This is a genomic window from Massilia solisilvae, from assembly GCF_024753215.1.
GTDB classification, from domain to species: domain Bacteria; phylum Pseudomonadota; class Gammaproteobacteria; order Burkholderiales; family Burkholderiaceae_D; genus Telluria; species Telluria solisilvae.
Genome location: NZ_JANUGV010000004.1, coordinates 228,714 through 247,475 on the forward strand (window position 1 = coordinate 228,714; position 18,762 = coordinate 247,475).

Annotated in this window: 13 protein-coding genes; 3 read left to right on the top strand and 10 right to left on the bottom strand. The window is 65.1% G+C overall.

Going from position 1 to position 18,762, the window contains the following annotated elements; all coding sequences use genetic code 11:
• Positions 1-53: 53 nt before the first annotated feature.
• The 4 genes from NX773_RS16050 to mfd all read right to left on the bottom strand — a co-directional run bounded on the left by NX773_RS16050 (position 54) and on the right by mfd (position 6,459).
• On the bottom strand, positions 54-1,211 hold the full coding sequence (locus tag NX773_RS16050; protein ID WP_258857325.1) for an ABC transporter substrate-binding protein: 1,158 nt from the start codon (positions 1,209-1,211) through the stop codon (positions 54-56).
• 281 nt (positions 1,212-1,492) lie between these two features.
• Positions 1,493-1,924: a YajG family lipoprotein gene (locus tag NX773_RS16055; RefSeq protein WP_258857326.1), complete on the bottom strand. Its 432-nt coding sequence runs from the start codon at positions 1,922-1,924 to the stop codon at positions 1,493-1,495.
• Between the two features lie 235 nt (positions 1,925-2,159).
• Positions 2,160-3,002: a phosphoserine phosphatase SerB gene (serB, locus tag NX773_RS16060; protein WP_258857445.1), complete on the bottom strand. Its 843-nt coding sequence runs from the start codon at positions 3,000-3,002 to the stop codon at positions 2,160-2,162.
• Between the two features lie 10 nt (positions 3,003-3,012).
• Positions 3,013-6,459: a transcription-repair coupling factor gene (gene mfd / locus NX773_RS16065; protein ID WP_258857327.1), complete on the bottom strand. Its 3,447-nt coding sequence runs from the start codon at positions 6,457-6,459 to the stop codon at positions 3,013-3,015.
• A 145-nt stretch (positions 6,460-6,604) separates the two neighbouring features.
• Between mfd and NX773_RS16070 the strand changes: the two genes are divergently transcribed.
• Positions 6,605-7,852 (top strand): sugar MFS transporter, encoded by a 1,248-nt coding sequence (locus tag NX773_RS16070; protein ID WP_258857328.1) that lies wholly within the window; start codon positions 6,605-6,607, stop codon positions 7,850-7,852.
• On the opposite strand, the gene NX773_RS16075 is transcribed toward NX773_RS16070, so the two are convergent.
• The 4 genes from NX773_RS16075 to NX773_RS16090 all read right to left on the bottom strand — a co-directional run bounded on the left by NX773_RS16075 (position 7,849) and on the right by NX773_RS16090 (position 12,574).
• A complete protein-coding gene (locus NX773_RS16075; RefSeq protein ID WP_258857329.1) occupies positions 7,849-8,466 on the bottom strand; it encodes a glutathione S-transferase family protein in 618 nt (205 codons plus the stop codon). The genes NX773_RS16070 and NX773_RS16075 overlap by 4 nt on opposite strands.
• 61 nt (positions 8,467-8,527) lie before the next feature.
• A complete protein-coding gene (locus tag NX773_RS16080) occupies positions 8,528-9,220 on the bottom strand; it encodes a helix-turn-helix transcriptional regulator (RefSeq protein WP_258857330.1) in 693 nt (230 codons plus the stop codon).
• Between the two features lie 3 nt (positions 9,221-9,223).
• Positions 9,224-10,162: a 5'-nucleotidase gene (locus tag NX773_RS16085; RefSeq protein WP_258857331.1), complete on the bottom strand. Its 939-nt coding sequence runs from the start codon at positions 10,160-10,162 to the stop codon at positions 9,224-9,226.
• A gap of 15 nt (positions 10,163-10,177) precedes the next feature.
• Entirely contained in the window at positions 10,178-12,574 is a 2,397-nt protein-coding gene (locus tag NX773_RS16090) for a penicillin-binding protein 1A (protein WP_258857332.1), read from the bottom strand.
• A 198-nt stretch (positions 12,575-12,772) separates the two neighbouring features.
• Here NX773_RS16090 and NX773_RS16095 point away from each other — a divergent pair, with 198 nt between their 5' ends.
• Positions 12,773-15,028 carry an OPT family oligopeptide transporter gene (locus NX773_RS16095; RefSeq protein WP_258857333.1) on the top strand — a complete coding sequence of 752 codons (2,256 nt, stop codon included), beginning with the start codon at positions 12,773-12,775 and terminating at the stop codon, positions 15,026-15,028.
• A 62-nt stretch (positions 15,029-15,090) separates the two neighbouring features.
• Here the strand turns inward: NX773_RS16095 and NX773_RS16100 are convergent, their stop codons facing one another.
• Positions 15,091-16,014, bottom strand: coding sequence for an NAD-dependent epimerase/dehydratase family protein (locus NX773_RS16100; protein WP_258857334.1), 924 nt, complete (start codon positions 16,012-16,014; stop codon positions 15,091-15,093).
• Between the two features lie 105 nt (positions 16,015-16,119).
• On the opposite strand from NX773_RS16100, the gene NX773_RS16105 reads away from it, so the two are divergent.
• Entirely contained in the window at positions 16,120-17,016 is an 897-nt protein-coding gene (locus NX773_RS16105; RefSeq protein ID WP_258857335.1) for a LysR substrate-binding domain-containing protein, read from the top strand.
• Between the two features lie 51 nt (positions 17,017-17,067).
• Here NX773_RS16105 and NX773_RS16110 read toward each other — a convergent pair whose 3' ends face one another.
• On the bottom strand, positions 17,068-18,573 hold the full coding sequence (locus NX773_RS16110; RefSeq protein WP_258857336.1) for a peptide MFS transporter: 1,506 nt from the start codon (positions 18,571-18,573) through the stop codon (positions 17,068-17,070).
• Positions 18,574-18,762: the final 189 nt, after the last annotated feature.

The following is an 18,762-nucleotide window of genomic DNA, read 5'->3' on the forward strand; positions in this document are numbered from 1 at the left end:
ATGGCCAGCCTTGGAATCAAGACCGGCCACTGCACAGCATTGCTACGGATGCTTTACTTGGCCAGCACGACGCGGCCGCCGCGCACTTCGCCGAACTTGGTGTTCTCGAAGTTGATGGCCTCGTGGTCGGTGTGGCTGTATGGCTTGTTGTAGGTGGTGACGACGCCTTCCAGCTTGTCGTGCAGGTTCTCGAGCGCGGCGGCGATCTTCGGGCCTTCGGTGGAGCCGGCCTGCTTGATGGCCGCGGCCAGCAGGTAGACCGAGTCGTAGCCCTGGGCTGCCGACACGGCCGACGGCATGCGCCCGCCCTGCGGGTTGTAGGTCTTAAGGTAAGTGTCGATGAAGGCCTTGCGCTTGGGCGTGTCGCCGTCCTGGATGAAGGTCTGCGGCATGCGGGTGCCTTCGCCGTTTTTGCCGGCGTTGTCGATGAAGTTGGCCATCGCCAGCGTCCAGCTGCCGATGATGGGCACGTGCCAGCCGATCTTCTCCATGCCGTTGGCGATCTGCGCCAGCTCGGGCCCGATGCCGTAGGTGAGCACGACCTCGGCGCCGGCCTGCTTGGCCTTGAGCAGCTGCGCGGTCATGTCCACGTCGCCGATGTTGTACTTCTCTTCGGTGACCGGCTTGATGCCGCGCTTGTCGAGCGCCTTCTCCAGGTCCTGGCGGCCGAGCTGGCCGTAGTTCGTGGAGTCCGCGAGGATCGCGACCTTCTTGAACTTGCGGTTGTCCACGGCTTCGCGCGCGATCATCTCGGACTGGATGCTGTCGTTGGCCGAGTTGCGGAAGACGAAGTTCTGCGGCTCTTTCTCGAACTGCTTGGTGACGATCGAACCGGTGGCCACGTTGTTCATGACCGGGATCTTGGCCTGCTGATAGAAGCGCTGCGAGGCCAGCGCCACGCCGGTGTTGATGTAGCCGACGGTGGCGACCACGTGCTCCTTGTTGATCAGCTCCTGCGCGATCTGCACGCCGCGCTCGTTCTTGGCTTCGTCGTCGCGTTCAATCAGTTCGATCTTGCGGCCCAACACGCCGCCCTTGGCATTGATTTCAGCGACCGCGAGGCGCACACCGTCGCGCATCGACGTACCCATTGGCGCCGAGCCGCCCGTGAACGGACCGGAGACCCCGATCCTGATGGCCTCGGCGGCCATGCCCGACATCGAAAAACCCAGTGCTACACCTGCAACCAATGCTTTCAACTTGAAATTCATTTGCTGTCTCCGTAGTGTGTTTTTTGTTGTGCCGCGACGTTGGACCCGGGGCGAGCCGGAGCGCCAATCGTTCGGTCCATTGTAGGATCGCAATTAGGCAACAGCAATTGTTAGTTTCGTTGCAACGCACCATGTGGCGCGCATGTCACCAGCTGTAAGATGCGTGTAAGCAATGTGAGGTAAACATGGGAAACTTTGCACCATTATGGTGCAAATTTGCTGAGCGACGGCCAAAACAAAGCCGGCTTGCGCCGGCCTTGCTTTGCTGCTGAGGAACGGTTTTAGCGATGATGCCAGCCGCCACCACCGCGGCCGCCACCGTGCCAGCCCCCACCGTGGCCGCCACCGCTCCAGTGGCTCCACGAGAAGCCCAGGCCGATCGAGATCGGCGGCCACCAGTAGTAGGGACTCGGGGCCGCGTACACGGGGGCCGGGGCGTACACCGGCGGGGCGACGTACACGGGCTGCTGGACGATGGTCGTCGGCGGCGCGACGTAAGCGGGCACGTTCGTGACGGCCGGCGCCATCTCGGTGACGGTCACGTTCGATTCGCCCGACGCGGCCATGCGCGCGCCAGTGCCGGGCGGAACTGGCGTCACGGACACGGTCTGCCAGCCATTCGGATCGGCATAGCGCGGATTGTATGCATACTGCGGCTGGGTTGCGCAACCTGCAAGGCTCGCCAGCGCAACGGCAATAAGTAGGGCTTTCATATGAACGGTCCTCCTGATGTTCCCACTATAAGAACTTCGCGGAACTTTTGCTGGAGAATTACAGCTTGTTACAGGTGCGAGCCTAACCGAAACTTTTGAACAGGGCTTGATCGCACGCGACTCCATCGGGGTTTCGTAGGGTGGGCGGGTCCCCCGCCCACGCGTTCAGGCGACGCAAGCTTTTCTTGGACGCGTAGGCAGGAGAACCTGCCCACCCTACGGATCCTTGCGCGGCTTACGCCAGCACGTTGAGCAAGCCGTCCAGTCCGCAGAAATTGAGCGCCACGTCGGCCTGCGCCCGCACCACTGGCTTGGCGCGGAACGCCACCGACAGCCCGGCCACGCCCATCATTTTCAGGTCGTTGGCGCCGTCGCCCATCACGATCGCGCGGCTGGTCGGCACGCCCAGTTCGGCGCAGATGCGCTGCACCGTGCGCATCTTTTCGTCCGCGTCCACGATGCCGCCCACCACGCGGCCCGTCAGGCAGCCGCCTTCCGCTTCCAGCACGTTGGCGTGTGTGTAGTCCAGGCCCAGCCGCGCCTTCAGCCGCTCGGTAAAGAAGGTAAAGCCACCCGATACCAGCAGCGTCCTGATGCCCGCGGCCTTCACCGCCTCGAGCATCGCTTCGCCGCCCATCGACACGCGCAGCCGCTCGTCGTACACGCGCTGCAGCGCGCCCACGTCCAGCCCCTTGAGCAGCCCCACGCGGCGCGTCAGGCTGGCCGAGAAATCGAGCTCGCCGCGCATGGCCGCTTCCGTGATTTCGGCCACCTGCGGCTTCAGGCCCTGCATGTCCGCGATCTCGTCGATGCACTCGATCGTGATGAGCGTGGAGTCCATGTCCATCGCCAGCAGCGAGAAGTCGGCCAGCGTGCGGCCGGCCCGGATGAAGGTTGCGTCCACCTGCGCCGCGAATGCGGCTTCCTGCACCGCCTCGCGGATCTCGTGTGCGTGCTCGACATCCTCGCAGCGGATCGCTCGGGGGCCAAGGACGGTGATGTGTGCCGGCCGGGCGATGGCCGCGATTTGTTCGAGCCGCGCCTGGTCGGCCTGCGGTCCCTGCAGGACCAGATTCATCTTCATGTGTTTACGTCAGTAGTTGTTTGATGGTTTGCTTGACCTGGTTCACGCGCGCGCCCAGGTCCGGCATGTTGGCCGTGATGCGCAGCTTGTCCTGGCCCGCCAGCTTGATGTGGCGGTTCTTCTGGACCAGCGTGATGATCTTGATCGGGTCGACCGGCGGCTTTTCGATGAAGTGCAGGCTCGCTGCCTCGCCGTGCGCGTCGATCTTGTTGATGCCGACGGATTTGGCGAGAATGCGCAGCCGGTGCGTTTCGATCAATGCTTTCACCGCGTCCGGCAGCTTGCCGAAGCGGTCGATGAGCTCTTCCTGCATGTCGTCGATCTTGTCCTGGCTTTCGCAGTTGGCCAGCCGCTTGTAGATCGACAGCCGCTCGTGCACGTCGCCGCAGAAATCCGACGGCAGCAGGGCCGGCACGTGCAGGTTGATCTCGGTGGTGGACGACAGCGGGGCGCTCATGTCCGGCTCGCGGCCCGCCTTGAGCGCGCGCACGGCCTCGTTGAGCATGTCCGAATACAGCTGGAAGCCCACTTCCAGCATCTCGCCCGACTGGTTCTCGCCCAGCACTTCGCCGGCGCCGCGAATCTCCAGGTCGTGCATGGCCAGGTAGAAGCCGCTGCCCAGTTCTTCCATCTGCTGGATCGCGTCCAGCCGGCGCTGCGCCTGCTTGGTCAGGCCGTTGACGTCGTTCACGAGCAGGTAGGCATACGCCTGGTGGTGCGAGCGGCCCACGCGCCCGCGCAGCTGGTGCAGCTGGGCCAGGCCGAACTTGTCGGCGCGGTGCATGATGATGGTGTTCGCGGTCGGCACGTCGATGCCGGTCTCGATGATGGTCGTGCACAGCAAAATGTTGAAGCGCTGCGCCACGAAGTCGCGCATCACCTTTTCCAGGTCGCGCTCGTGCATCTGGCCGTGGGCCACGCCGATGCGCGCCTCGGGCAGCAGCTCCTGCAGCATGGCGCGGCGGTTCTCGATGGTTTCCACCTCGTTGTGCAGGAAGTAGATCTGGCCGCCACGCTTGAGTTCACGCAGGCAGGCCTCGCGGATGACGGAGCCGTCCTCGGTGCGCACAAACGTCTTGATCGCCAGGCGCTTTTGCGGCGCGGTGGCGATAATCGAAAAGTCGCGCAGGCCTTCCAGGGCCATGCCCAGCGTGCGCGGGATCGGGGTTGCGGTGAGCGTGAGCACGTCCACCTCGGCGCGCAGGGCCTTGAGCGCCTCTTTCTGGCGTACGCCGAAGCGGTGCTCCTCGTCGATGATGACCAGGCCCAGGCGGTCGAACTTCACGTCCGGCGAGAGCAGCTTGTGGGTGCCGATCACGATGTCGAGCGTGCCGTCGGCCATGCCCTTGATCGCGTTGTTCACTTCCTTGCCGGTCCTGAAGCGCGACAGCTCGGCGATGCGTACCGGCCAGTCGGCAAAGCGGTCGGCAAAGGTCTGCGCGTGCTGCTCGGCCAGCAGCGTGGTCGGCGCCAGGATGGCGACCTGCTTGCCGCCCATGACCGCAATGAACGCCGCGCGCAGCGCCACCTCGGTCTTGCCGAAGCCAACGTCGCCGCACACCAGCCGGTCCATCGGGTGCCCCGAGGTCATGTCCTTGATGACGTTGTTGATCGCTTCCGCCTGGTCGGGCGTCTCGTCAAAGCCGAAACTCTGCGCGAAGTTTTCATAGTCCACGGACGAGTACTGGAAGGCGTGGCCCTGGCGCGCGGCGCGGCGCGCGTACAGGTTGAGCAGCTCGGCCGCGGTGTCGCGCACCTGTTCGGCGGCCTTGCGCTTGGCCTTGTCCCACTGGCCGGAGCCCAGCGCATGCAAAGGCGCGTCTTCTGGCGAGGCGCCGGAATAGCGCGAGATCACGTGCAGCTGCGAGACCGGCACGTAGAGCTTGGCGTCCTTGGCGTACTCCAGGTGCAGGAACTCGGTCTCGCCTTCGCCCAGGTCCATGCTGACCAGGCCCAGGTAGCGGCCGATGCCGTGGTTGATATGCACCACCGGGTCGCCGATCTTGAGCTCCGACAGGTCGCGCACCATCGACTCGACCTGGCTGGCGGCCTCCTGCTTCTTGCGGCCGGCGCGGCGGCCGGCGCCGGCGTACAGCTCGGTCTCGGTGATGAAGACGAGCTCCCCGCTCGACGCCTCGGACAGCTCGAAGCCGGCCTGCAGGGGCGCCACGCCCAGCGCCACCTTGGCGCTTGAAGTGCGGAAGTCCTCGTAGTTCTCGACCGAGCCGAGGTCGAGCTTGTATTCGTTGAAGTACTGCTGCAGCGTTTCGCGCCGGCCGTTCGATTCGGCGCAGATCATCACCCGCGTCTGGGTGCGCATCAGGTACGAGCGCAGGTTCGCGAGCGGATCTTCCAGTCGGCGGTTGACGGCGATGTCGGGGATCGGCGCGGACAGCTCGGATGCCTGGCCACCCGCGTCGCGCGTGATGGCCCAGCGGCCGTGCGGCTTGGCGCGGGTGAAGAACTGCTCGGCCGAGAGGAAGATCTCTTCCGGCGGCAGGATCGGGCGTTCGCGGTCGGCCTTCAGGAAGCGGTAGCGCGATTCGGTGTCGAGCCAGAAGCGCTGGATGGCGGCATCGATGTCGCCCACGAACGCCAGTGGCGCCTCCTGCGGCAGGTAGTCGAACAAGGTCGCGGTCTCGTCGAAGAACAGCGGCAGGTAGTACTCGATGCCGGCGGGAGCGATGCCGTTGCCGATGTCGCGGTAGATCGGTGAGCGGGTCGGGTCGCCCTCGAAGCGCTCGCGCCAGCGGCCGCGAAACGCCGTGCGCGACTGCTCGTCCATCGGGAACTCGCGGCCGGGCAGCAGCCGCACTTCCTTCACCGGGTACAGCGAACGCTGCGTGTCGGCGTCGAAGGTGCGGATGGTCTCGATCTCGTCGCCGAACAGGTCGATGCGGTAGGGCAGGGGCGAGCCCATCGGGAACAGGTCGATCAGGCCGCCGCGCACCGAGTATTCGCCCGGCGACATCACCTGCGAGACGTGGGTGTAACCGGCCAGCGTGAGCTGCGCCTTCAGTTTCGCTTCGTCGAGCCGCTCGCCCTGCCGGAAGAAGAACGTGTACGCGGCCAGGAACGACGGCGGCGCAAGCCGCACCAGCGCGGTGGATGCCGGCACCACGAGCACGTCGCACTGGCCGTTGCGGATCTCGTGCAGCGTCGCCAGGCGTTCGGACACCAGGTCCTGGTGCGGCGAGAAAGCGTCGTAGGGCAGCGTCTCCCAGTCGGGCAGCAGGTGGCACGACAGCTTGTTCTCTGCGAACCACGCGATCTCGTCGAGCAGGCGCTGGCCATCGCTGGCATTGGCCACGACCACGGTCAGCATCTCCTTTTTCGCCTTGAGTTCCTGGCCCGCGACCGCGAGCGCGTAGGCGTCCGATGAGCCGTACAGGGTGGGCAGGGCGAAGCGTTGTCCGGATTTGGGGAGATGTTTTTTGAGATCGAACGGCATGCAGCAGGTGAAAACTATCAGCGGATCGGTTGTCAATTATAGACGAAGGGGATGGCGCCCGCCGCCGTGCTGCTATTCCCGGCAAGCGGATTATGGCTATACTGTCGAGCACCTTGTATTAAAACTACATATCACCGGAGACACCATGGAGCAGACGGCTCACACGCCGCCGCTGGCCCAGCCTGGCGAGGCATCGGCCACGAATACGGGACCGCTGGTCATCGTCACCATCCTGTTTTTCATGTGGGGTCTCCTGACTTCGCTGAACGACATCCTGATCCCGCACCTGAAGGGCATCTACACGCTGAGCTACATGCAGGCGATGCTGGTGCAGTTCTGCTTCTTCGGCGCCTACTTCATCGTGTCGCTGCCGGCCGGGATGCTGATCCGGCGCATCGGCTACCAGCGCGGCGCCGTTACCGGCCTGTTGATCGCCGCCTGCGGCTGCGCGCTGTTCTACCCGGCGGCGCAAAGCGGGTATGCGCTGTTCCTGTTCGCGTTCTTCGTGCTGGCAAGCGGCATCACCATCCTGCAGGTGGCGGCCAATCCCTACGTCACGGTGCTCGGGCCGGCGCGTTCGGCGTCCAGCCGCCTGACGCTCACCCAGGCCTTCAATTCGCTCGGCACCACGGTCGGACCGCAGGTGGGCGGGCTCCTGATCCTGTCGGCGGCGGGCGCCGCTGCCGGTGGCGCTGCCAGCGTGCAGGGACCGTATCTGAGCCTGGCCGCGGCACTTGCGCTGCTTGCGGTGCTGTTTGGCCTGGCGCGGCTGCCGAAGATCAGGCACGAGCATGACGCCGCGGTTTCGGGCGGCGGCTCGCTGTGGGCGCATCCCCACCTGGTGCTGGGCGCGGTCGCGATCTTCCTGTACGTGGGCGGCGAGGTGAGCATCGGCAGCTTCCTGGTCAGCTTTTTGGGCGAGCCGGATATCGCCGGGCTGTCGCACGCACAGGCCGCGCATTACGTCAGCTTTTACTGGGGCGGCGCGCTGCTGGGGCGATTCATTGGCTTTGCCGTCATGCGCTCGGTCAGCCCGGGCAAGGCGCTGGCGGTCAACGCGGCCGGCGCCATCGTGCTGGTGCTGGTGGCGGTGTTCGGGCATGGGCCGCTGGCGATGGCCGCGATCGTCGCTGTCGGGCTGTGCAACTCGATCATGTTCCCGACCATCTTCAGCATGGGGCTGCACGGCCTTGGCCGACTGACCGGCCAGGGCTCGGGCGTGCTGTGCATGGCCATCGTGGGTGGCGCGCTGGTGCCGTTTGCGCAGGGCGCGCTGGCCGACCATGTGGGCCTGCAGCCGTCGTTCATTGTGCCGGCGGCCTGCTACCTGTTCATCCTGTATTTCGGGACGCGCTTTGCGCAGCTGCACAAGAGCGCCCCGGGCACGCACTAGAACACGGCGGTGGTGTGCCGCCATGCCGGCAGGTCCTGCACGCGGCCGAACCAGGCCATGATGTGCTGGTACTGGGTGAGCGGCACGTTGGCGCGCTCCAGGTACATCATGGGCGCGGCCATTGCGTAGTCGGCCAGCGTGACCGCATCGCCGCACAGCCACTGACGGTCCGCGAGGTGGGCGTCGAGCACGGTGGCGAACCGGGCCAGGTCGCGCTGGCCACGCGCCAGCTCCACCGGGTCGGTGTCGATGCCGTGCACAACCTTCTTCCACACGTTTTCCCACACGATGACGCCGATCGCCGGGGCGAAGTGCTGGGTGGCCCAGAACATCCAGCGGTTCACGTCGGCCCGTGCAATCGGGTCGTCGGGGTAGACGGTCTGGCCAGGCGTGCAGTCGGCCAGGTATTGCATGATCGCGCACGACTCCGTGAGCACGAAGTCCTCGTCCAGCAGCACCGGGATTTTGCTGTTCGGGTTGACCTCTTCCAGCCGGCGCCGGTCGGCCGCGCTGGCCAGGTTGATCTCGACCAGGTCGAGCTTGATGCCCAGGTGATGGGCAGCCATGGTCACGCGGCGGGCATTCGACGACACGGGGTGGTAGTACAGGTGCATCGCAGTCTCCTTGCTGGGTTGTTGATGCAGCAATGCTACGCGCAGGGTGTGACAGTTTTTGTCAGTAGTCTTGTTCGATTCCGAGCTCGGCTCGCCACTGGCGCAACAATTCGTGGCGAGGGCGCGGATAGCGTTCCGAAGTCAGCTGCGCGTGCCCGATCCGGTCGACGCGGAAGTGGCGCAGTGCTTCGCGCAACTCGCACCATGCAGCAAGAATACGGCTCTCCTCGAAGTACGCCAGGGCGAACGGCCACACCGTGCGCTGCGACGTTGTTCCGTTCACGTCGCTGTAGTCGATGCGTAGTTTGAACTGCCGCCGAATCGCTTCGCGCGCCGGGCCGACGAAGCGATCGGAAGGCGCGGCCTGCTGGCGCACCGGCACCCACAGGCTCATTTCGGCCATGTGGTCGCGCAGGTCGCTTGGCGTGGCAGTGGCGATCTTGGCGAGCGCGCGCTTGGCCGCCGCCGCGAGCGCCTCGTCGCCCTGGCGCTTGACCCAGCGCGCGCCCAGCACCAGCGCCTCGAGTTCGTCGGCGTCGAACATCAGGGGCGGCAGGAAGAAGCCGCTGCGCAGCAGGTAGCCGACGCCTGCCGAGCCGTCCACCGGGGCGCCGAGCTGCGCCAGGGTCTGGATGTCGCGGTAGATCGTGCGCTCGGACACGCCGAGTTGCGCGGCCAGCGCCGCCGCCGTCACCGGGCGGCGATTGCCGCGCAGGGCGTCCATCAGCTGGAACAGGCGGCCGGTGCGGCTCATGGGTCAGGCCGCGGGACGGCGGTTGGCGATCCCGAACGGCACGTGCACCATCGGGATGGTGCCGCCGGGTGCGGACTTCAGGTGGGTGAGCTGGTCGTCGAAGAAGATATGCGGCCTGAATACCGACAGCACGCGCGCCTTGTCCATCCCGCCCAGGAAGAAGGTCTCGTCGGCGGACACGCCCCAGCTCTTGAGCGTGGTGACCACGCGCTCGTGCGCGGGCGCGCTGCGGGCGGTGATGATCGCGATGCGCACGATCTTCTTGTACGCCGGGTCGCGCCGCTGTTCGCGTTCCTGCATACGCTGCATCAGCGCCAGCTTCTGGAACATGTCGGCCAGCGGACCCGGTTGGTGCGGGCGCGCCATGTGCAGGGTTTCGTGCGCGTGGAATTCGTCGATGCCGTCGCGCTTGAACACCAGCTCGGACTCGTCGTCCGCGATCACGCCGTCAAAGTCGAACGCCACGCGCAGTTCCTCGTCCGCCTCGTCATCGACGATCTGCGAGGGCAGCACCAGCCCGGCCGGGTAGTCGGCGGCGATGGCGTTCTTGACGTCTTCCTCGTTCGCCGACAGGAACAGCGACACGTTAAACGCAGGCAGGTAGGCGTAGGGCGACTTCCCGCTCATGAAGCTGGCGCGCGTGATGTCCAGGCCGTAGTGCGCGATCGAGCGCATCACGCGCAGCCCGGTCTCTGGCGAATTGCGCGAAAAGAGCACCACTTCCACCGGCGCCTGGCGCGGGAAGTGGCGGTTGATGTTCAGGAAGCGCCGGATGAACGGGAAGGCCACGCCGCGCGGCAGGATCTCGTCGATGTGCGCTTCCTGGTACTTGCGGTACTCCTCGGGGCCGCTGTCCAGATACACCTGGTGCGAGGCGGAGAGATCGAACAGCGCGCTCGACGCCACGCCGATGACCAGCTTGTGCTCAATCTGGAACGCCATTCGAGGTCCTCTGTTTCAGGGTGTGCCGGATGGGGGAGGCAGAGGCCGTACCGGCGCAGCCGGCGCGGGCGGTACCGCCAGCGGGTGCGAAGGGCCCCCCGGCGCGGGCAAGGTTGCGACCGGCGCGGCGCCAGCCTGCGGCGCTGCAGGCGCGGCGGCGTCGCCCGGTTGCGGCAAGGTGCCTTGCTCGATGTCGATGCCCTTCAGTTCCGGCGTCTCTGCAAACTCGCTGTACACCCAGTCGTCGTTCTCGCGGACCACGCCGTCCGGCACCGCGCGCTGTTCCTCCGGACGCTTGTTCAGGGCCACATGCATGTAGTCGATCCAGATCGGCAGCGCCACCGTGGCGCCAAACTCCTTGCCGCCCAGCGAGCGCGGCTCGTCGTAACCCATCCACGCCACCGCCACCACGCCGCCGCCGTAGCCCGAGAACCAGCCGTCCATCGCGTCGCTGGTGGTGCCGGTCTTGCCGGCGATGTCGTTGCGGCCCAGGCGCTTGGTCGCCTCGGCGCCGGTGCCGTACTTGGCCACGTCGTGCAGCATGCTGTCCATGACGAACACGTTGCGCGGGTCGAGCACGCGGTTGTCTTCGACGCGCGCTTCCGGCGTCTTGACCTCCGCCAGCACTTTGCCGTCGCCGTCCTGGATCTTCGAGATCAGGTAGGGCTGCACCTTGTAGCCGCCGTTGGCGAAGATCGCATACGCGCCCACCATCTGCTGCGGCGTGACCGCGCCGGTGCCAAGCGCCAGCGTGTAGTTCTTCGGCTGGCGTGCCTCGTCAAAGCCGAACTTGCCCAGGTATTCGTGCGCATACGGTACCGAAATCGCGCGCAGCAGCCGCACCGAGGCCACGTTCTTCGAGTGGGCCAGCGCGTTGCGCATGGTGATCGGGCCATCCCACTTGCCGTCGTCGTTCTGCGGCGTCCAGTTCTTCCCGGCGTCCTCGCCCGGCATCTCGAGCGGCTCATCCAGGATCATGGTGCCGGGCGAATAGCCCTTGTCGAGCGAGGCGGAATAGATGAACGGCTTCATGCCAGAACCCGGCTGGCGCCACGCCTGGGTGACGTGGTTGAACTTCTGCAGGCCGAAGTCGAAACCGCCGACCATCGCGCGGTAGGCGCCGGTATCGGCGTCCATCGCCACGAATGCGGCCGCCACCTGCGGCACCTGGCTGATCGCCCACGGGGCCTTGGCGTTCTCGCGGTAGATGCGGATCACCGCGCCCGGCGTCAGCCTGACCGCGTCCTTGGCCTTGTCCGACAGCGCGTTGGTGGCCAGTTTCAGGCCGGCGCCGGTGATGTCGATGACGTCGCCGTCCACGTTCTCCACCTGCACCTTCGACGGCGAGGCCGACAGCACCACCACCGGGATCAGCCCGTCGCTCTGCGCTCGCTTCTGGATCGCCTCGACGATCGCATCCTCGCGCTCCTCGCGGTCGGCCGGCAGCTCGATGCGTGCTTCCGGCCCGCGGTAGCCGTGGCGCAGGTCATAGGCGAGCACGTTGCGGCGCAGCGATTCGTAGGCGGCCTGCTGGTCCGCCTTGACGATGGTGGTGGTAACGGAGATGCCGCGGGTGTAGGCCTCATCCTTGAACTGGGCATACACCTGCTGGCGCGCCAGCTCGGCCACGTACTCGGCATGCACGTCGTATTCCTGGCCGCGGGTGTTCACGCGCAGCGTCTCGTGCAGCGCCTTCTCGTATTGTTCGTCGGTGATGAATTTCAGGTCATGCATGCGGCCCAGCACGGCGTGCTGGCGTTCGCGCGCCCGTTTGGGGTTCACCGCCGGGTTGTGGCGGGCCGGGTTCTGCGGCAGGCCGGCCAGCATCGCCATTTCGGCCACCGACAGCTGGTCCAGCGTCTTGCCAAAGTAGGTACGCGCCGCGCTGGAGAAGCCGAACGAGCGCTGTCCAAGGTAGATCTGGTTCATGTAGAGCTCGAGGATCTGATCCTTGGTGAGCGCTTTCTCGATTTTGTAGGCGAGCAGCACTTCGGTGAGCTTGCGCGATGCGACCTTTTCGCGCGACAGGAAGAAGTTGCGGGCCACCTGCATGGTGATGGTCGAGCCGCCGCTTGCGCCAAATCCGTGCACCACGTTCGAGCGCAGCACCCCGAACGCGCGGAACCAGTCGATGCCGCTGTGTTCGTAGAAGCGCGAGTCCTCGATCGCCAGCACTGCCTGCTTCATCATGTCCGGGATCTTTTCGATCGGGACGAAATCGCGGTGCTCCTCGCCGAATTCGCCGATCAGCACGTGGTCGGCCGTATAGATGCGCAGCGGGATCTTGGGTTTGTAATCGGTGACGGCGTCAATGTCGGGAACGTTTGGCGCTATCGCGAACATGATGTAGCCGACGGCGCCGCCGACGAACAGCAGCAGCGCGGCCAGTGCCAGCAGGAGGAAGCCGCGCACGCGGCGGGGAGGCTGAAGCAGCTTGGAGGATTTTGTCAAAACTGAACTCTCAAGGTTTGGCCTGCTCGGTATTCAGGCCATTGGCGCCAAATTATAATCCGCTTTCATTCCTCTACGGCATGTGCCATAGTCACGCCTTTGCAGGATCATGGCGCGGCACTTTCGGGCCCGCCAGTCAATACTTTTCGAGGATAGCGCATGCCTTACGATCCCAGCCCAGCCTCCGTCAAGCCATACATACCCGCCTCCGCCCAGCTCCCCGAAATGACCTTCCGCGCACTCATCGTGGGCGTGATCCTGGGGATGGTGTTTGGCGCCTCGTCGCTGTACCTGGTGCTCAAGGTGGGCCTGACGGTGAGCGCGTCGATTCCCGTGGCGGTGATCGCGATTACGCTGTTTGGCCTGGCGAAGAAGTTCGGGGCGCGCGAGCTGTCGATCCTTGAAAACAGTATTACCCAAACCGCCGGTTCGGCTGGCGAATCACTGGCATTCGGCCTGGGCGCCACCATGCCGGCCATTATGATCCTCGGCTTCGACCTCGAGATCACGCGTGTGATGCTGGTGGCGGTGCTGGGCGGCCTGCTGGGCATCCTGATGATGATCCCGATGCGCCGCACCATGATCGTGGACCAGCATTTCGAGCTCAAGTACCCGGAAGGCACCGCCTGCGCCGAGGTGCTCAAGGCCGGCGCCACGCCGGGTTCGCGCGCCGCCGCGGGCGAGGCGCTGGACGAGAATTCGAACGAAGCGAAGGACGCGCGCCGCCGCGCCTTCATCATCTTCGGCGGCTTTGGCCTTGGCCTGCTGTACAAGGTGGTGAGCATCTCGCTCAAGGGCTGGAAGGATACCGTCAATTTCATCTTCGGCGCGCCGCTCAAGGCCGGCTCGATCGGCGCCGAGATCTCGCCTGAGCTCTTGGGCGTGGGCTATATCATCGGCCCGCGCATTGCCATGATCATGGCCGGCGGCGGTGTGCTGTCCTACCTGCTCCTGATCCCGATGATCAAATTCTTCGGCGACCAGCTTGCCGTGCCGGTGGCACCGGGCACCATGCTCATCAAGGACATGACGCCGGACGACATCCGCAGTGCATACGTGCTGTACATCGGCGCGGGCGCGGTGGCTACCGGCGGCCTGATCAGCCTGGTGCGCTCGCTGCCGACCATCTGGCACGGGCTCAAGGCCGGTCTGTCGGGCTTGGGCAAGGCCAGCAGCGCCGACAAGTCGCTGCGCACCGAGCAGGACATGTCGTTCAAGTCGGTCGTCATCGGCTGCCTGGCAATCATCGCCGTGATCACCTTTGCAACGCCGCTGCACATGAACGTGCTGGGCGCGCTCCTGATCCTGATGTTCGGCTTTCTGTTCTCGACCGTCTCGTCGCGACTGACGGGCGAGGTGGGCTCGTCGTCGAATCCGATCTCGGGCATGGCGGTGGCCACGCTGCTGTTCACCTGCCTGATCTTCCTGGTCATGGGCTGGACCGGCGGCCAGTATTACGTGACCGCGCTGTCGGTCGGTGCCATCGTCTGCATCGCCGCCAGCAATGCCGGCACCACCTCGCAGGACCTGAAGACCGGCTTTTTGGTGGGCGCCACGCCGCGCCTGCAGCAGTACGCGATCCTGGCCGGCGCACTTGCGTCGGCGCTGATCCTGGGGCCGATCCTGCTCAAGCTGAACGATGCCGGCACCGTCTACGTACCGGCTGCAAAGGTCGCGCCGGGCATCACGGTGGACGCAGCGAAACTGACCGCCACCGCGCAGTTGCAGGGGCCGCAGGCCGCGACCGACCACAATACTTACAAGGTCTGGCAAAAGACTGACGCCAACGGCGGCCCGGCCGGCAAGTACCTGGTCACGGACGACGGCAAGCTGGCGTACCTTGTGGACCCGGGCATCAATGGCCAGTATCACCAGCGCCCGGACGGATCGGAAGTGAAGAAGTTCGACGCGCCCAAGGCGGTGCTCATGTCCTACATCATCAAGGGCATCCTCGACCAGCAGCTGCCGTGGACGCTGGTGCTGTTTGGCGTGATGATTTCGATCGTGCTCGAGATGGCGGGCGTATCGTCGCTGGCGTTCACGGTGGGCGTGTACCTGCCGCTCGTGTCGACGCTGCCGATCGCCATCGGTGGCCTGATCCGCTGGGCGGTGGACCGCCGCAACAACAAGCTGCCGCAGTACGAGAAGCTCTCCGACCACGAATGCCAGGCCGCGGGCGATCGCAGCCCGGGCACGCTGCTTGCATCGGGCTACATCGCCGGCGGCGCGCTGGCGGGCATCGTCATCGCGATCACGGCAGGGTTGATGACTGACTTCGACAACAACATGAACAAGTGGGCGGAGGCGGCCAACCCGTTCTTCGCCGGGGCCAGCGCGGACGCGTTGTCGATCATTCCGTACGCGGTGATTTGCGTGCTGCTGTATTGGGTCGGGCGCGAGAAAGCGCAGTCGTAACGCGAACGCGTGGGCGATTTTCCCGCGCGCGCGTTCAGGCGACAGCGGCCCGCTTCACGCCGTCACACGTACGACAGGTCGTGCTGCAGGATCGCGTCGTCCAGCCACTCGTCCACGTGGCCGAAACGGTATCCCAGCGCCGTGGCACGCGCGGTATCGAGCGCCAGCGGGGCAGGGTAATCGAAGGGCGACAGTTCGCCCGCAGTTCTTGATGCGGCCCTCACCACCCGGGGCGCCGCGTCCAGCATCTGCGCCACCTTGTGGTACAGGTCGTGCGCGGAAAGCGCGCCGTCGCAGGCCGCGTTCACCGCTCCCTCGAACCGCTGCGCGCCGGCCCACACCAAAAAATCGGCCGCGTCCTGCGGCGACAAAAGGGAAGTCGTTGCGCGTTCGTCGGTGTAGCGCAGCGGCGCGCCGCTGCGGATCAGGTCCACGTAATGCGCCAGCCGCCCGGTGAAATCGCCCGAGCCACCCAGTACGTGGGCAAGGCGCGCCGTCACCAGCGGCAGCGAGCCGTCGCGGTACAGGTAGGCCTCGGCCTGCAGCTTGCCGCTCACGTAGCTCTGCGTGGCCAGGTTCGGGTCGTGCCAGGGGTAGCTGGTGTCGATCGGTTGCGCGAGCACGTTCAGGTCCGCTTCCCTGGCCGGCTTGTCCAGCTTGCCCAGCAGGGGGCGGTAGACGTCGATGGTCGAGGTCATGACGTAGCGGCCCACCTTGCCGGCGAAGGTACGGACCGCAATGGCCGCATCCAGCGGGCTGTAGCACATCTGGTCGTACACCACGTCGTAGTGCGCGTTGCGGAAGGCCGCGCGCATGGCCAGCTCGTTGCGCCGGTCCACCCGGATCCGCTCGATGCGCGCGCCAAACGGGTCGGGCGCATAGCCGCGGGTGGCGATGGTGACCCGGTGGCCGGCCATCACCAGCCGCTGCACCAGCAGTTTGCCGAAAAATCGCGTACCACCGATCACCAAAATATTCTTGTTCATGTCTCTTCCTCAACCGATCAGGTATATTTTGTGCTCAGTAGTTGCTATGATCAAACGAGAAAAAGTTGGGGCTATGCGTAAGAAAAACTTAATCATGGTGCGCCGGTGAAGGCGCTGCGCAGCCTGTCGGGCCTGATCGATTTCGACTGCGCGGCGCGCTGGGGCAGTTTCAAGCTGGCGGCGCAGGAGTTGCACAAGACGCCGGCGGCGGTAAGCCAGCAGATCAAGCACCTGGAGGAGACCGTCGGCTTTGCCCTGTTCGTGCGCCACCCGCGCCAGATCACGCTCACCGACAAGGGCCAGGAGCTGGCGGTGGCGGTGGCGCGCATGCTGCAGGACCTGCGCGACAAGGTCGGCGCGCTGCAGCAGGGCGACGAGGAGGCGGTGCTGCGCATCTCCACTACGCACTCGTTCGCGATCAAGTGGCTGGTGCCACGCATGCACCGTTTTACCAAACTGCATCCGTCGCTGGACATCCGCATCGATTCGAACGACGCGCCGGTGGACCTGCAGTCCAACTCCACCGATGTGGCGATCCGCTACGGTCCGGTGCTGGATGGCGACCCGGCCATGCTGTTCCGCGAGCGGCTAGTGCCCGTCTATAGCCCGGACCTGCTGGCGCCGGGACAGGGCGCGCTGACGCTGGCCGACCTGGAGGGCCACCCGCTACTGTGCGAGAAATCCAACGAGAAGTGGCTGCAACTGCTGAACGAGAACAAGGCGCTCAAGGGCCGGTACGACTTCTCGCGCGGGTACAGCCACTGGGGCGTGCTGGTGCAGGCGGCAGTGGCGGGGCAGGGCGTGGCGCTGGTGCCGTACGGGATCGCGTACGGCGACCTGGCGGCCGGGGCGCTGCGCCAGATCGTGTGCCGCAGCGCCCCGTTCGGGCATGGCTATCGTTTCCTGGTCAACCCGCACAAGGAAGGCATGAGCAAGATCCAGCGCTTTCGCGCCTGGGTGGTGGCGGAGATGGACGCGATGCGGCGCGCAATGGAGGCTTGATAAGAAAAACGGCGGCCACGCGGGCCGCCGTTTTATGTCGAAGCGTTGTACTTACTTCACGCCGTGCATCAGCTTCTGGATCAGCGGGGCGATCAGGAACAGCAGCACGCCGGCGCCGAGCAGCGCCCAGAAACCGAAGGTGTAGCCGCCCAGGGCCGACTGTACCGACATGCCTTTTTCGCCCGAGACGAAGCTGGCGAAAATGCCGGACAGGTTGTTGCCGATGCCGGTGGACAGGAACCAGCCGCCCATGCCCAGGCCAACCAGGCGGGTCGGTGCCAGCTTGGTCACCATCGACAGGCCGATCGGCGACAGGCACAGCTCGCCCACGGACTGGATCACGTAGACCATGAACAGGGTCCAGAACGGGATCTTGCCGACCGGGTCAACCAGGAACGACAGCGCGTACCACAACAGGCCAAAGGCCAGGCCGTTGAACACCAGGCCCAGGCCGAACTTGCGCGGGATCGACGGGTTGGCGCGGCCCAGCATGACCCACACGTAGGCCACGATCGGCGCCAGGGTGATGATGGCGATCGAGTTCACGCTCTGGAACCACGCGGTCGGGAACACCCAGCCGTTGAAGTCGCGGTTGACGATGTTATCGGCCAGGAAGGTGAACGAGCTGCCGGCCTGTTCGAAGAAGCACCAGAACATCACGTTGAAGAAGAAGATGATCATCATCGCAATGGTCTTGTCGCGCGCCACCTTGCCCTCGCGGACGCCCTCCACGATCAGCATGATCGCCAGGATGATGAACAGGACCGACAGCACCATCTGCAGGCTCTCGGCGCCAGCCTTGAGCAGGGCGTAGATGACCGGGATGACGCACAGGCCGCCGATGACCACGTACACCATGCGCATCGGGTTGGCCAGGTTGCCGGTGGCCGCGCCAATGCCCTTGAGCTGGCGGCGGCCGAAGTAGAACCAGACCAGCGAGAACAGCATGCCGATACCGGAGGCGAAGAACACGATCTTGTAGGCCGGGGTGTCGCCGGTGTTGAAGACGTGCTGTGCCAGCACCTGGGTCAGGATCGGCGCGATGAAGGCGCCGGTGTTGATGCCCATGTAGAAGATGGTGAAGCCCGAGTCGCGGCGCTGGTCGGTCACGCCATACAGCTGGCCTACCATGGCCGAGATGTTCGGCTTGAACATGCCGTTACCGACGATGATCGTGGCCAGGCCCATCTTGAAGATGTCCTGGTTCGGGATGGTGATCATGAACAGGCCGGTGGCCATGAAGGCCGCGCCGATCAGGATCGAGCGTTGGTAGCCGATGACGCGGTCGGCGATGTAGCCGCCGAACACGGCGCCCGCATACACGATCGCGAGGTAGGAACCGTAGGTGAGGTTGGCCGTCGCCTGGCCGGACGGGTCGCCGCCGAAGAACTGGGCGACGATGTAGAGCACCAGGGCCCAACGGATGCCATAGAAAGCGAAGCGTTCCCAGAATTCGGTCATGAACAGCATCCATAGCGGTGCTGGGTGGCCCATGATCTGTTTGAACTCCGGAATGGCTGCTTTGGCCGATGAAGTTGCAGTAGCTGCACCGCTCATGCGGTTCCTCCCGAAATAGTTTTATAAGAATATGCTTTATTAGTTTGGAAAGCCCGGGAAGGCGTTTTCCAATAGGGTCGCATTTTAGTGTAAATCGTTGAGTTCAAGCGAATTTTTTGGAGATGTGGTAATGGGCGCGCGCGACCCTTGCGCCAACGAGGACGCAAGATGACGCGACTTGTCGTATAT